General features: G+C 35.7%; 14 protein-coding genes. 1 reads left to right on the top strand and 13 read right to left on the bottom strand.

The features are described from left to right. The first annotated feature begins 22 nt into the window (after positions 1–22). The gene (wecA, locus tag OH455_RS17090; protein ID WP_269982211.1) at positions 23–1,081 is read left to right on the top strand and encodes a UDP-N-acetylglucosamine--undecaprenyl-phosphate N-acetylglucosaminephosphotransferase; all 1,059 of its coding nucleotides are present in this window, start codon (positions 23–25) and stop codon (positions 1,079–1,081) included. Between the two features lie 255 nt (positions 1,082–1,336). Here the strand turns inward: wecA and OH455_RS17085 are convergent, their stop codons facing one another. The 13 genes from OH455_RS17085 to OH455_RS17025 form a co-directional block, all read right to left on the bottom strand. Continuing rightward, positions 1,337–2,473, bottom strand: a complete 1,137-nt coding sequence (locus OH455_RS17085; protein WP_269982210.1) for a glycosyltransferase family 4 protein — start codon at positions 2,471–2,473, stop codon at positions 1,337–1,339. Positions 2,474–3,012: 539 nt separating this feature from the next. Further along, complete coding sequence (locus tag OH455_RS17080; RefSeq protein WP_269982209.1) at positions 3,013–3,903, bottom strand: hypothetical protein; 891 nt, start codon at positions 3,901–3,903, stop codon at positions 3,013–3,015. Between the two features lie 169 nt (positions 3,904–4,072). After that, the gene (locus tag OH455_RS17075; RefSeq protein ID WP_269982208.1) at positions 4,073–4,849 is read right to left on the bottom strand and encodes a glycosyltransferase family 2 protein; all 777 of its coding nucleotides are present in this window, start codon (positions 4,847–4,849) and stop codon (positions 4,073–4,075) included. After that, the gene (locus OH455_RS17070; protein ID WP_269982207.1) at positions 4,836–5,690 is read right to left on the bottom strand and encodes an SDR family oxidoreductase; all 855 of its coding nucleotides are present in this window, start codon (positions 5,688–5,690) and stop codon (positions 4,836–4,838) included. Before OH455_RS17070 ends, OH455_RS17075 begins: the two co-directional genes overlap by 14 nt. Continuing rightward, entirely contained in the window at positions 5,690–6,124 is a 435-nt protein-coding gene (locus OH455_RS17065) for a dTDP-4-dehydrorhamnose 3,5-epimerase family protein (RefSeq protein WP_269982206.1), read from the bottom strand. The genes OH455_RS17070 and OH455_RS17065 overlap by 1 nt, the downstream gene beginning before the upstream one ends. Beyond that, positions 6,124–7,224, bottom strand: a complete 1,101-nt coding sequence (gene rfbG / locus OH455_RS17060; RefSeq protein ID WP_269982205.1) for a CDP-glucose 4,6-dehydratase — start codon at positions 7,222–7,224, stop codon at positions 6,124–6,126. The genes OH455_RS17065 and rfbG overlap by 1 nt, the downstream gene beginning before the upstream one ends. Positions 7,225–7,230: 6 nt before the next feature. Continuing rightward, entirely contained in the window at positions 7,231–8,001 is a 771-nt protein-coding gene (rfbF, locus tag OH455_RS17055; RefSeq protein ID WP_269982204.1) for a glucose-1-phosphate cytidylyltransferase, read from the bottom strand. A gap of 45 nt (positions 8,002–8,046) precedes the next feature. Continuing rightward, complete coding sequence (locus OH455_RS17050) at positions 8,047–9,936, bottom strand: TIGR04326 family surface carbohydrate biosynthesis protein (protein WP_269982203.1); 1,890 nt, start codon at positions 9,934–9,936, stop codon at positions 8,047–8,049. 26 nt (positions 9,937–9,962) lie between these two features. Then, the gene (locus OH455_RS17045) at positions 9,963–10,889 is read right to left on the bottom strand and encodes an NAD-dependent epimerase/dehydratase family protein (protein ID WP_269982202.1); all 927 of its coding nucleotides are present in this window, start codon (positions 10,887–10,889) and stop codon (positions 9,963–9,965) included. A 1-nt stretch (position 10,890) separates the two neighbouring features. Then, positions 10,891–11,550 carry an HAD family hydrolase gene (locus OH455_RS17040; RefSeq protein ID WP_269982201.1) on the bottom strand — a complete coding sequence of 220 codons (660 nt, stop codon included), beginning with the start codon at positions 11,548–11,550 and terminating at the stop codon, positions 10,891–10,893. Further along, positions 11,537–12,274, bottom strand: coding sequence for a 3-deoxy-manno-octulosonate cytidylyltransferase (locus OH455_RS17035; RefSeq protein ID WP_269982200.1), 738 nt, complete (start codon positions 12,272–12,274; stop codon positions 11,537–11,539). Before OH455_RS17035 ends, OH455_RS17040 begins: the two co-directional genes overlap by 14 nt. 8 nt (positions 12,275–12,282) lie before the next feature. Next, positions 12,283–13,908 (bottom strand): aldolase catalytic domain-containing protein, encoded by a 1,626-nt coding sequence (locus tag OH455_RS17030; RefSeq protein ID WP_269982199.1) that lies wholly within the window; start codon positions 13,906–13,908, stop codon positions 12,283–12,285. Between the two features lie 73 nt (positions 13,909–13,981). Then, on the bottom strand, positions 13,982–14,823 hold an 842-nt coding region (locus OH455_RS17025), incomplete at its 5' end, for a hypothetical protein (RefSeq protein WP_269982198.1).

Below are 14,823 nucleotides of genomic sequence, written 5' to 3'. Positions count from 1 at the left end.
AAAAGAGCAGCTAGGCTTAAACGTGTTAATTACATTTATAGATTTATCTTTCTTATTCTTCTTTTCGTTGGCTACAACATTTACCATGCGGAAAGTAGCGAAAAAAATTGGCTTGGTTGACAAGCCTAATGCTAGAAAACTTCACAATGGAGCGATACCCTTGGTTGGGGGAATATCTATTTGCATTTCAATTATCTACTTCCTTTTTAATAATCCTTATGTTCTACCGAATACTCCATTGTATGCAGCATGTATATTGACTCTTGTTGTTGTTGGCGCTGTAGATGACAAATATGATTTGAGCTTTAAGTTAAGGTTTGCCATTCAAGCAGGTCTTTCTATTGCTATGATGACTCTTGGAGGAATAGAACTAAACACCATAGGTGATGTGTTTGGTACAGGAGAGATCATCACTCTGGGCTGGCTTGGTTACTTCGTAACGATACTAGCAGTTGTTGGAGCTATTAATGCCTTTAATATGGTTGATGGTATTGATGGCTTACTAGGTGGTCTGTCAGTCGTGACGTTTGGTGGTTTAGGTATTATGCTTAGTCATGATGGTCAAGACAACTTGGCTTATATCTGTTTAGTTCTAGTAGTAGCGATCATTCCCTATATCTTGCTTAATTTGGGGGCATTTGGCCGCAGAAGAAAAGTATTTATGGGGGATGCTGGCAGTATGCTTATTGGGTTTACAGTTATATGGCTCCTATTACATTCTAGTCAAAATGGTACAGCTCCCCCACTTAGACCTGTAACTGCACTGTGGTTAATCGCTGTCCCATTAATGGATATGACTGCAATTATGATTCGTCGCGTACGTCGTGGTGATTCACCTTTTAAACCAGATAGAGAGCACCTGCATCATATTTTCCAAAGGCTAGGGTTGAGCTCGACTCAAACTCTTATTACTATTTGTCTTATTTCAATTTCTTATGCGGCATTTGGTATATACGGTGAAATGATTAACCTTCCAGAAAGTCTGATGTTCTATTTATTTGTTGTGTTCTTTTTGCTTTATCTAGTGCTTCTTAGCAATATATGGAAGATAACGGCTGCAATCAGAAGTACATATAGCTAATAGAATTGAAACTGCATTGCTCGTGATGTGCTCTTCTTCTCCTCATATCTGACGCTTCACCATAATCGCTTAATTGTAAATAGGGAGTCTAGTTCCATATTTTACTATTATCCGTGATGCTGAGTGTAGCGTTAAATAAAAATTGGCTACAGTTATATAATTCTGATAAATAAGCACTCTGATTCAAGTTAAATTACCATCATATTGATGGTAATTTGACTACCAACAAAACCACTTGATTCTATGACCAGCGCTCTATTGCTCACTACCATCCATAAGACCATATATTTCGAAAAAAGATTCTGCTATCTTCTCCTTAGAATACCTCGAAATAGCTAAGTCTCGACTTTTTCGCCCCATTGATTCCCGTGTATCCCTATCATCGAGTAATCGTTTAATTGCTTTGGCCAAGGATATAGCGTCTTTTTCTGGAACAAGTAAACCAGTGGATCCACCGTGAACCATTTGTCGACAACCAGGGACATCTGTTGTAACGATAGGTAGCCCACATGAAATAGCCTCAATTAATGATTTTGGTAGTCCTTCTCTATACGATGGTAAACAAGCTATATGTGCTTCCTGATAACAGTTTGCAATGTCTTTTCGATATCCTTTATAAAGAATATATCTATTATTGTGGGCAAGTTCGATCTCATAATCAGTCATAGAAGAAGGATTTGCTAGATCAGTTTTCCCTATTAATTGTAGTTCAACATCTTCATTACTTTCTTTTAAGATTCGTCCTGCTTCTATATACTCTCTAATTCCTTTATCTTTCAATAATCGGGCAACTAGAATAACCGTCAGCTTCTCGTTTTTATCATTAGATGGAGAAAACTCTGATATATCTACACCTGCACCATTTACAATTCTACTGGTATATTTTAAAACGTTGATTGATTCTGAGAAAAAATTCCTGTCATCATCATTTTCAAAAACTGTTAGAGAGTTACCACATTGAAGAACAAACTTATATACGATTTTTATACATTTCCACAAGAGCCTTCCACTAATATCTTGAGACATTGAACTAGATCCTAATCCAGTGATCGAGAATATCACTTTCTTGGGCCTTTTATTAATAAAAACTCGATTAACAATGCCTCCATACAAAACAGGTTTAATTGTAAGCATATGAACACAATCTGCATTGCATGTGAAAAGTAAATGCTTTAGAGATATAATAGCCTTTATTTCTCCTATTATACCTTTACCACTTCGCGTCATCGGTAGAAGATAAAATTTCATTCCAAAGCTTTCAAAAAATTTCTTTTGGTCATCATTACCGGCTGCAATAGTAACATCGTGTCCATTTTTCCTTAATGAAAGAGCCAAGTGAAAAAAATGAGACCTAAAAAAATTTGAACAGTTTATAATATACAAAAACTTCATATAAGATATAGATACCAAAGATAAATTATTTTATTTACACACCAAGGATTAATAAAAGACTATTTGAAAAATTTCAACTAAATTTTTAACTATAGCACTAATTAAAGTTAATGTCTTCAAAACATTTAAGAGTTATAAATAAACGCTCTCGGGTTCGTTTAGTTGCTAAATCTAACTATAACTATAACTGATGATATTATTTCATTAGCTCGAAATATAAAATTAAACACGTGCTCAAATTTTTCATTCCTTTAGTCAATGAATTTTATATCAATTAAATTTAATTCCAAGATATTGTACCCGTTAAACAACTCAATTTCTCTACTCAAACATATAACACTTAATGTGATATTGATTAGTATGGTTAGATTTGACGGTATCGTATCTTCTGGCGAATTGTAATCTCACAGTATCTGTTTTGAGAGGATCAACCACTTATACAGTATAACAATGAATGCAGGTTAATTTATAGAACACCATATAGACACCATAAAAATAAATGACTTGAGGCCACGCCATAGATACATCAATTCCAACAATTATAACTCAGCTCTATATCTTCTAGCCATTAAATAACCCAGTATAATTTGCCCTGGTAAAAAGAAAATCACAGGATAATGAAACGTCGAAAATAACGCTATAAGAAGTGGAATTATTGTTTCTTTGGTTGCCTTGCTCAAAATGAAAACAATCAGAAATAGCAAAGAAAGTAACCCATAAGCCTTTAAGAAATACAACCAAGCAAAATCACCACCATAACCATTTTTTATGGAATCTAAACTTCCAATCAAATAATCTAACGTATTAAAGCCATCAAAATGACGGTTAATCTGCTCAAGTTTATAATCAACAAGAAAATGTATATATTGAGAGTTTACTTTTAAACCAAAAGAATCAATAGTGTTAATAATTTCTGAATGAAACAACCCAATAAAAGCAAAAATAAACACAAAGAAAATAGCGAATAGCTTAGCTCTTCTCAGCAAAGTTAATAGAAACAGACTCATTAAGCCACTTCCAGAAGAAAATATAAAAACCACACCTATAGCAGCATATTTACGGATACTTGAAAAATAAACCATACTTAGCAAAATAACAAAAATACTACTAGAAACAGAAGCATTCCCCCCAAAAGAGTAAGGGCGTTGATATCCATTTACGTTAAAATGGCTATATGCCTCTGGGCTAGGGAAGTTAGGCATACTATGAGGTGAAATAAATGTATTTATCAAGACAGCTTCAAGAGGGACAAGAAATATTAGTAATAACAATAATTTTTTTACAGGAAAACTCACTCCAGATTTAAAATAGAGATAAAAAAATATAAATCCAAAGTAAAATCTAAATGTGGTAACTAATAGTACAATATCAGAAATAAGGACTTTTATTAGAAATATCGTAATAAGAAACAATAAGAAAAGTGAATCCATTAGGCTAAACTTTATATTACACGCTCTGAGTCCACAAAGGTAACTCAGCATGCCTAAAGGACCGATAAAAGCACTAAAGAAGCCTAAATATAGAAAAAAATTAAACATAGGTGGTAGGTAGATAATCATTGTAAGACAGAAAGCATTTATGTGGCCTCTTAACTAAATTTCAGAAACGTCCTATGAAATGTCCTAATTCACATTTTAAAATATATACAAATATATTAGGATATTTAAAACCATTAACTTTAATAAATTCTCGATATTGTTTTCTCATTTCAATTATCCATTTGCCCTTATTTTTATTCGTTGTACTATCTTCATGAAGTCGACAAAGGAATAGTTTATCCGAAACAAAATCTGCTCGTGTGAACATAGATATTTTAAGCCAAAAATGATGATCTCCCAATAAATTATATTCACTCACGAAGCGACTTTGTTTAAATACCGACGCACGAACCATTGATGATGATATAGCAATAAAGTTTCTTAATAATAAAGACTGAGTTATAACTCCACGCTTCAAAGTAGGATGCTTACGTTTGATTTTATCGCCTTTATTAGTTATATAATCAACGCCAGTAAAAACAAAGCCTACATTAGGATCATCAAACAAGGCTATTTGTCTTTCCAACTTATCTTCTAACCACAAGTCGTCTACATCCAAAAACGCAACAAAATCTCCAGAAATAAAATCTAATGCAAAATTACGAGCAGCATATAAAGGAATGTTTTTTGTTGTTTTATAATATTTTATCTGATTGCCGTATGACTTTGCTATTTCTGCACTTTCATCAGTTGAGCAATTATCTATAAATATAATTTCCCAGTTTTTATGGGTTTGCCTAAAAATGCTATCAATAGCCTCGCTCATGTACTTAGCACCATTAAAGCAATTCATTATAACTGAAACTTTAGGCCCACTATTATTTTTACTTACATACACTTTCTATATACTCTCGTAATCTAACTTGCCATGTTGTATTAAGTTGCACCCCATAACTATTGAGCTTTTCATTAACAGCCATTTCATTATTTGATACTTTCGCGACTCTAGAAAATGATGATGCTCTTACTGGTTTTACAGTATGGCGGAAATTTATAATCTTTCCGATTTCATTTACGTAGTCAAACCTAGAAGCACTCCCTAAATTAACACAATTGAATATTCCTGAAGCACTCATTTTAATTAAGCGAAATGTGACATCAACTACATCTAAAACATAAGTGGGAGAACCATACTGGTCACTATTGGCTGACACATCACCTTCGGCGTTATGAAAATCGTTAATCCTATTAATAACAAAATTCTTTTTAGAGTTAGGGTTACCACCAAATAACCATCCAACTCGGAGAATTAAATGATTAGGGATTAAGCTCTGAACCTTTTGCTCAGCTATATACTTGCTAGTATGGTGTACAGTAGTAGGGCTAGGAGAAGTGAATTCAGTGTATGGAACCTTCTCTTTGGTTCCATAAATTCCTGTGCTACTAAAAAAAACAAACTTGGAGTTGAATGATTGACTTAAGTTGCCTAACTTCTCAGTTATCAACACATTATCTCTGTAACAATCTAATTCATTGCTTTCGCACCATTCAACATCCGTATTCGCGGCACAATGTAAAACAATACTAGGTTGAAAGTCTTCAAAGATAAGCTTTAAATAACTATAATCCTCACATAATTCAGAATAAGAGATGGTTTTATAATTTAAATCATTTTCCGAGCAGTAATTTACAAACTCTGAGCCTAAAAGGCCATTGCTTCCTGTAATAAGCACTCTCATCAGCTTTTCCAATCATAAGGAATTTCATCTAGTGGAACCGAAACAGCTTCATTAGGGTCGTGTTCAACACTAGCTATATTCAGCAATAAGTTAACGTCTGAGGCTATACCTTGGAATGCCGTCCATATGCCTGGAGGAACGGTTAATCTAACATAGTTACTCTCACAAATTACAGTTTCAAAGTACCTACCTTGTGTAGTACTGTTCGGTCTACCATCAAACAATACAAACTTAATCGAACCTATTGGTACGACGATGTTCATTGTCATTTCTTGATGTTTTTTCCAACCTTTAACATCCGAAAAATTGATAGTAGAAAAATAAGCTTCCCCAAAAGATGAAAAACTCTCTTCTGAGCTTTTCATCGCATGATAGATATCTCCTTTTTCATGATAGATACGCTTCAAAGGAGTTATTGAAACACCAGCAAACATTATTTACTCCAAGCTAGTTTTTTGCTTTTAGCCTTACGTTGATATTCCTCAATTTGAAGCAACGTAAAGTCCATCATGTTTTTTCTTCCTTGATAAAACTCATAATACCACTCACTTACAAACTGAATACACTGCTCATAATTAAGGTTTGCTTCCCATTTTAAATTGAATAGTGCTTTGTCACAATTAAGTTTCAACAACCCTGCTTCGTGAAAGGGAATATTATCAGTAATAGCATAAGCACTATTCAGATCAGTAAAATCCCAATACTTACTCAGATCAGATAATAAGTCTTTTACTGTATGGTTTTGCTCTGCTCTTGGCCCAAAGTTGTATTGTTCTCCATGGTTACTCGAATCATCAACCAAACCTTTCCCAAGAGTCAGATAGCCACTTAACGGTTCTAAAACGTGTTGCCAAGGTCTCGTTGCATCCGGACAACGAATCTCCACTCGTTGATTGTTACTCCAAGCCCTCATACAATCAGCTACAATACGATCACTGGCCCAGTCACCTCCTCCAATGACGTTACCTGCACGACCTGTAGCCAAGCGAACTTTACTACTTGTATCCTTAAAAAAAGATTGTTGATATGCATGAAATATGACTTCAGCGGCTCCTTTTGAACCACTATAAATATCTTTACCACCCATATGATCCGTTTCTTTATAGCCCCAGACCCATTCAACATTCTCGTAGCACTTATCACTTGTAACTATGACGGCATTGCAAGGGTGCTTAACACTTCTCAAAGCTTCGAGAATGTTAGCAGTTCCCATAACGTTGCTTGAAATTGTGTCAAGAGGGTCCGAGTATGAGAGTGAAACTATAGGTTGAGCCGCTAGATGGAAAAGAAAATCAGGCTTAAAGTTCAGAATAATTTCTCTTATCTTTTCTAGATCTCGTACATCAGCAATGTGGTGCTCAATATTATTTTCGAGATTAAGCTCTTCAAACATAGAAGGATATGTAGGAATATCTTTCGAGATGCCGCAAACATCTGCGCCTAAATTAAGCAACCATGTGGTCAACCATGATCCTTTAAACCCAGTGTGACCAGTAATCAGAACTTTTTTGCCTTTATATACACCACTAAACATTTTTAATCACCATGACTTCCAAGGAGCTTCTTCATTTTCCAGCATTTTATTAAGTTGCTTTTTATCATTCAATGAATCCATACATTTCCAAAAACCATGATGTTTGTAAGCCATCAACTCTCCGTCTAGAGAGAGGTTTTGCAATGGACTTTGTTCAAAAACAGTCTTATCACCCTCTTTAATATACTCGAAAACTTTTGGCTCACAAACAAAGAAACCACCATTAATCCACGCACCGTCGCCTTTTGGCTTTTCAAGGAAATTGGTTACATTGATTCCATCAAGTTCTAGTGCTCCAAAGCGACCTTCAGGTTGCACTGAAGTCATCGTAAGTGCTTTGCCATGCGAGTTATGGAACGCAACAAGATCCAAAATGTCAACATCGGACACGCCATCCCCATATGTCAACATAAAGGGCTCATTGCCAATGATTTCTTGGGCACGCTTCACCCTACCACCAGTCATTGTGTGCAAACCTGTATCTAGCAAAGTTACACTCCAAGGTTCTGAGGTGTTTTTGTGAATTTTCATCTCATTTGTCGATAAGTCAATTGTGACATCGCTCTGGTGGAGAAAGTAGTTAGCAAAGTACTCTTTAATGTAATAGCCTTTATAACCAAGTAGCACTACAAACTCATTGAAACCATGCTGTGAGTACATCTTCATTATGTGCCACAAAATTGGCTTGCCTCCAATTTCTACCATAGGTTTCGGACGAACGTCTGTTTCTTCACTAATTCTTGTTCCAAAACCACCTGCTAGCAGTAACACTTTCATAAAAAATTCCTTGTTGAACAAATATAGGCCAAATCTAATTTAGATTTAGCTAAAATTTAGTAGCTTACGCCACTTGTCTAAAGATAGGTCTAAGCATATATAGTTATTAGGAATGCTAGATGAATTCACACCCGTTATTGCTTTTTTTAGCTCTAAAGCACTAGCGATGAAAGAGACACTATCATTACCCCTAAGCGGAGACATGTTAAAAGATTCTGAACTATAACAGATCACGGTAGGTAACTGCATATACGCTGACTCTAGTGCCGCCCCCGTAACATTACTTGTATAAACGATATCAGCCTCAGACCATAGCTTATCCAATGATCTTTTCTCCACAACAATTTTGCCTTCGTGAGCAAGATCATACTCTTCTAAAATATCCTCTACCGGACAACTAGGGTGGGGCTTAATAATAATAGAGTCGAAGCTTTCATCAACATCATGCCACGCTTCTGACAACAGCTTAAGTTGCGCTCTCGTCGCTGATGATAGGTAGTCCGTGACAACTAACAGTGTTCTTAGATTCGTATTGTTCCTTTCTGACAATGCATTAAAGTTAAATTTTTTTAAATACAAACTTCTAAGAGATTCAGCAATATAGACTCTTTCCTTAGGGAAGCCATAAGCAACTAAATCCTTATACGCTCCTTCACCTGTAACTATAACTTTGTTGGGTAGTGGCGATTCATCATACGCGTTCCATCTCTCGGACTCAGTACCATCGAATGGTCGTAAGTCATAAAATTTACCAGAGACATGCTGAAAGCCGAATATTGGATGGGAAGAGTTTCGTTTCCAAATAAAATTCAGAGCTCTTTCCCACGCCTGATTTTCGTATAAATAAATAGCTGTTCCTTGGCCAGAAGTTATTTCGGGGAGCGCTGATAAGGCTTCTTCTAGAATCGAATATCTTATACAAGCATCTGTTGCCACGATTCCCTTGACGGATTCGCTCCAATCATCTTCTAAGAAAACCATGACGTCAGACGAACAGCCTATAATATCTCTAAAGTTTGGCGCTTTTTTTCGTAATTCTATATACCTCTTGATAGAACGACAAAGAACTTTAAATGAAAAAAATTCTTCAAACACCAGTAATCTGTTGTTAGACTGACGACTATATTGAGCTTTGGCTTTTAGCAAAGCTGAAAGTGAAGGGAATTCTTTGCTTGGTATAAACCACGTAATCCAGTTCATACTAGCAGAGTTATGGGTAATTTTGTCAATTAGCTCCCCCCAATACTTTGACTGCAACTGCCCCTCTGTAAGTTTGTTCGGTTCAAAACCAACGGAATAGTCAATTATAGTACATATGTTACTATAATTTTTATCAGTTATAGGTTTAACAGCAGGCTTAGAAAAGAGAGATTTTCGGCACCGACTTATCTGGCGAAGTACAAACAAAATCGATAATATGGTTTTAGGGACTCGGCGCTTCCATAGAAATCGTGTTGAGGTTTTGTTACCCAATGGTGACTGATGCGTGAAGCTCTTTTCACATTTCTCCGTTATTTTAGAAAGCCATTTTATTAGCTTTGTATCATGGGAGACTAAAAACACGTCGTCCCCTTCAAACCCGCTCAACAATTCTTCAAGTAACATGGCTCTAAAAACGGAAAACATCTCACCACTCTTCCAGGGACTCTTCTCTGAAAGCAAGCTCATCCACCAAAATGAAAAGCCATTCTTGTCTCTTAAAGTATCAATAGTTGAAGATCCATTGACTACCTTATGAGCTAACCTATCAACTCTACTTATATAAGATCTTTTGAGTTCATCTCCAAATTTATCCACAAGTAAAGGTAAATACACTACGTTAATGTCTGACCCTACATCTTCCCAGTAGATGATATTAGCGGAATCACCAGTCCAAGTCTGATTTTTATCAAGTACGACTAGTGGTAATCCTGGAAAAAGTTTAAAATCAATCATTTCAACACTATCTGGTTAATATCACTTTATTCAGCCTTTTTTAACGCCCAATGTAACATATTATCAAGGCCCGAGGTTAAAGAAGTATATTCCATATCTAAAACCGAGTTTAGTTTTTGATTATCAGCATATATTCCATGCACATCCCCGGAAGTGCTACCAGAATATTCAACTGTTACAGGTTGTTCATACTTGGCAATTAAAGAACCAATAAGATCTTTAACTGTTGTTTTTATCCCTGTCCCAACATTAAATATCTGTCCATAGGTACTTAACCTTGTTTCAGAAGTTGTGAAAATGTTTACAACGTCATCGATATAAACCAAGTCTCGAAACCTTTCTGCACTGCCTTTTACATGTATATGACTTGAATTAATCATTTGAGATAAGTAAATACTAACCATACCTTGACGCATATTATCCAAATTTTGACCAGGTCCATATACGTTAAAAAGTCTAAAACTTGTAGAGTTTATCCCGTAGTTTTGATATATCTTAAGATAATGTTCGCTTGCTAGTTTTCCGACACCATAGAAGGATTTGGGGCAAGTATGTGCATCTTCAGTTACTGGCAAGTCAGGTTGTTCGCCATACACAGACACGGTGCTCGCATATAAAAACCTATCACAACCATTGGATAAACAAAACTTTAGCATAACCAAAGTTGACTCAGCATTAGTCCTCAAGTCATAACACGGTTCATCAAAACTTACCTCTCCGGAGCTTTGGCCAGCTATATGATAAATGGCGTTATATTTTTCTTGAGGAATAGCTTTATAAATGTCAGGGTCTTGGCAGTCCCCCTCATAGAATTCACAGCCTTCAGGAATCGCTGATACACACCCTGTAGACAAGTTATCAATAGTTACAACTCTGTGGCCATCTGCTATTAATTTTTTTGCTATGGCAGCTCCTATAAAACCAGCTGCTCCAGTCACTAAATACAATCCCATATCAAACTGTCTCTATTAGCTTTGAATAATCATCAACAATACTAATGTTTTGTTCTCTGCAGACATTATATCCAGCTTCCCACTCACTGACATTATTAACAAAAACAAAGTCCATATTGAAAGCTTTAGCTGCCACTAAATCGCTATACGCATCACCAAAATAAATCATCGGCCCTGTAAGCTTACCAGTCGACTTCAGTTCAGCTAGGTTCTCAATTTTAGATTTAGGACTACCATAAATCTCATCAAAGTATTGACTTAGCTCCCTTAGCTTCAAAACTTCTTGGACTTCTTCTTGCGCGCCTCCAGATGCAACATAGCAAGGAATATTATTAATCCTAAAGTATTCCAAAAGTTCACGTATATGTGGCACTTCAGAACACTTTAAAAGTCCTTGAAAACTCAACTCTCCGTATCTTTTTAAAGCCTGCTCTAAGTCATGATGGTAGTCTTTTTGCTTTTTTAGCTCTTTAAAAAAGTATTCAAACTTGACATAACGAGAAACACCACCATTTAACTGATGGTACTCGACAAAGCGAGATACTAGTTCAGGTGGTTCTCCCTCTAAAGCAAGGGAAAAAGCTTCCGATTTTACTTTATTAGAGTCAAGTATAACCCCGTCACAATCAAAAACTGCCACACAGTATTTACTTAAATCCATTTGATATAACCTCTTCAACGCGAGAAACATCTTCAGGAAAGTCAACCGCTATTGAAGCTGAAGACACTTCAATCATACGAACGTCATACCCCAGTTCCAAAAAACGTAAAATCTCAATATCTTCTATACTTTCAACAAACGTTTTTTGTTTCACTGAAGCAAATACCTTCAGAGCCTCTTTAGGAAATGAATAAATACAAACCTGTTTTGAAGCTTTCGAAAATTCAAGTTTTTTTGTTGTAGGTATTGAAGCTCTGCTCATATAAAGAAGACGCCCATCGGGTCTAACTACAACCTTAGGGACGGAGGGACTTCTAAAATCTTCCTCATCGTAAATAGGGCACATCGCATTTATGACTTCATTAGGTCTCTTATTCGCTTCTACAACAACATCTAAAATGTCTTGAGGATCTAACAAAGGCTCATCTCCTTGTACATTCACATAAAATTTGGCATCTATTATTTTAGAAGCCTCATAAACGCGATCTGTTCCTGTCAAACATTCTTCTGAGGTCATTAAATATTGCATTCCGTAAGCAGCACAATGGGCTGCAATCCTATCATCATCCGTCGCAACATATACTCGTTGTTTATCCACCGCGAGGCAGCAACGTTCCCATACTCGCCGAATCATTGACTTGCCACTAATATCAGTTAAAGGCTTTCCAGGGAAACGCGATGACTTATATCGCGCTGGAATAACTACAATAAATTCTTCTTGCATAAACAACCTTACTTCTTAGGAGAAAAAATCGACATTTGAGTTATAGGATAAGTCGTTGGTGTTAAAGCGATAATCTCATTCTCTCTGGCCAAGCCGTTATACATATTACATATCTCTATCATCTCAAGCTGTCTAGGGTCATTTGATGGATATCCATCAATACCAACAACCTTGATTGCAGCAGCATTTGCACAAGTTGCAACCCCTAGAGCATATGCAAAAGTCACATCATAAGGTGCTTGGCAATATGTTGGTTGCACCGAGAATATTGCTGGCACTACTTCAAAGCCGAAATCAAGTGCCTTCACACCGTGACCTTCCATCACATTCTTCTCAGATTCAGAAAAACGATGTAATGGCGCGATAATCGGTTTAGATAACGAGGAGTATAATTTAGACTGGCTAACAAACTTAGAATTGTGCGACACACAATAATAGTCAATAAAGTCTTCCGAAAGAGGGATGGAAACATTAACAGCAATAACTACTGGGTTGTGGTTTCTTATATATGCCTCTATATCCTTCAAGTATCGTTGTGTGCTTGGTCCACTAGCAATAATAAGAACTTCTCGCTCTTTTAACAAACCTTCAATATCAGTAGATCCAGTAGGATTATTTTTTGAACCCGAGAAGGATATTGCAGTAGTCAATAACTCACTATTGTAAGATGATGTACCTTCAACTTTACTTAAATACTTAATCGCATCAATAACCTCATCTTTGCCATAAACCTCACTAGAAATGAGGGTTTGAATATATGTAGGATGTATATCCGCCTTTGCGCCTAAAAAATAAGGTAAGCTTGCGCCCCACCCATATTCTTTTTGCATATCTTCAAAGTATCTAATAACAAGATCATAAATTGGTTCAGGCTTATAGCTCTCACTATCTAAAGTTGCCAATAGAGTTTCAGTTTGTGCATTTCCTGCTCCTCGTCCCATACCGGTAATCGTAACATCTAGCCACGTAACCCCCGAATCCTTCGCCGCTAAAGTGTTATTCAAAGCTTTCCCCATATTATTATGGGTATGAATCCCAATATCTCCTAGCCATGATTGCTTTATAGCACTAGTAATCCTTACAACTTCTTCAAAATCCATATTGCCTAAAGAATCCGCAAAATATAACGCGTCAACACATTCCCATGAGTTTACGCATGATGCCATCTCAGAAATAATCTCTGTAGATTTACCCCCTGCTTGCATCATATTTAAGCCAACTAAGTAGCCTTTTTCTTTTAGCTTTCTAGCAATATTTTCTGAAGCTTTTACTTCGTGAAAATGTGCAGCAATTCGAACTAAGCCTATTTTGCTCAGTTTAGCATCGACAAAAAGCCTATCTACTGCATCAAAAATACTTAGCTCTGAACCTAAAATTGTTTTAGCATCAACCATTACACCATAGATGGGGCCATCAGGCAGGGTAAGGCTATTAATATACTCTTCTGTTGTATAAGCAAACGCTCCATGAAATCCTGCTTGAGAAAAGTTACGTAAGCCTAATTCAACAAAATCTATATTCGCTTCAGCAACCGATTTTAAATAACTTTCGATCACTTCAAAGTCAAAATCCCAGTTATTATAATAGCCTCCATCTCGAAGAGTACAGTCCAGAATTTTAATAGAGTTCTTCATTTTTAAATCCTTAAATTTTATGATAACAATGCTTTCAATGTTGATAAAATATAATTAAAACACTTGATCGCACTTAATTAATTTTATTACCTAAGATGTTTTCTATTTTCATAGCCACTATTTTAGCCGGGTTTTTTTGGACATTCATATATTTTTCTTTTAGACCTTTATAATGTTCATCTACAAAATCACTTTCTGATAACAATAAATTCAATCTATCTTCAAAAGCTTCATAAGTCGTATTTGAAGTCATTACGTGCATATCTTCAGCGTCTGTATTAAAATTAAATATATCACAACACCCGTCATAGTTTATCCATAAAACTTTTTTATTAAGTCCGTAACTTTCAAAACCAACAGTAGAATACATATTAATTATTACTTTACTACGTGAAATAAAATTAAAAGTTTCTTTTCCGTTTGTTTCAACAAATAGTATATTTCCTGTATCTTCAAAGGTTTCTTTGTCATTGACTGTAGGTTGACTATTTCCATACCCTGTCTTTGACATATAAATAGCTTTAATGCTTGGATTATTTTTAAGATAAGAATGAAAATTGGCAACCAGCGTTTGGTAGGACTTTTGCAACTTACTCTGGTCAAGTCCTTTGCAGTTTGAAACTAGATTATCGAAAACAGTTTGACTGACAAAAACGATGTCATATTCAAGGTCATTATCAGTTATATAAGGAATCAATTGAAAACTACCAACGTTAAAAAATTCCGCATCGCCACAAAATGCATGTTTGTCAATGGACTGCTGCGAATGGGCGTAATAATAATCGCAATATTGAAACATTCTAACATGTAGATAGTCATCACAATGATTATGTTGTAACAATATTATATTTTCAATGTTTCTCTTGTACATATGATACTTTATTGGGTTCCAATAATAATCGCCAGCTGAAACCA

This window comes from Vibrio sp. T11.5 (genome assembly GCF_027587155.1).
GTDB classification, from domain to species: Bacteria; Pseudomonadota; Gammaproteobacteria; order Enterobacterales; family Vibrionaceae; genus Vibrio; species Vibrio neptunius.
Note: the sequence above shows the minus strand (reverse complement) of the source record. Positions and strands in the feature narration are given on the sequence as shown.

Coding starts and splice junctions, on each gene's coding strand:
- OH455_RS17085 (WP_269982210.1), bottom strand. CDS start 2,473: ATGAAGTTTTTGTATATTATAAACTGTTCAAATTTTTTTAGGTCTCAT.
- OH455_RS17080 (WP_269982209.1), bottom strand. CDS start 3,903: ATGGATTCACTTTTCTTATTGTTTCTTATTACGATATTTCTAATAAAA.
- OH455_RS17070 (WP_269982207.1), bottom strand. CDS start 5,690: ATGAGAGTGCTTATTACAGGAAGCAATGGCCTTTTAGGCTCAGAGTTT.
- OH455_RS17065 (WP_269982206.1), bottom strand. CDS start 6,124: ATGTTTGCTGGTGTTTCAATAACTCCTTTGAAGCGTATCTATCATGAA.
- rfbG (WP_269982205.1), bottom strand. CDS start 7,224: ATGTTTAGTGGTGTATATAAAGGCAAAAAAGTTCTGATTACTGGTCAC.
- rfbF (WP_269982204.1), bottom strand. CDS start 8,001: ATGAAAGTGTTACTGCTAGCAGGTGGTTTTGGAACAAGAATTAGTGAA.
- OH455_RS17050 (WP_269982203.1), bottom strand. CDS start 9,936: ATGATTGATTTTAAACTTTTTCCAGGATTACCACTAGTCGTACTTGAT.
- OH455_RS17045 (WP_269982202.1), bottom strand. CDS start 10,889: ATGGGATTGTATTTAGTGACTGGAGCAGCTGGTTTTATAGGAGCTGCC.
- OH455_RS17040 (WP_269982201.1), bottom strand. CDS start 11,550: ATGGATTTAAGTAAATACTGTGTGGCAGTTTTTGATTGTGACGGGGTT.
- OH455_RS17035 (WP_269982200.1), bottom strand. CDS start 12,274: ATGCAAGAAGAATTTATTGTAGTTATTCCAGCGCGATATAAGTCATCG.
- OH455_RS17030 (WP_269982199.1), bottom strand. CDS start 13,908: ATGAAGAACTCTATTAAAATTCTGGACTGTACTCTTCGAGATGGAGGC.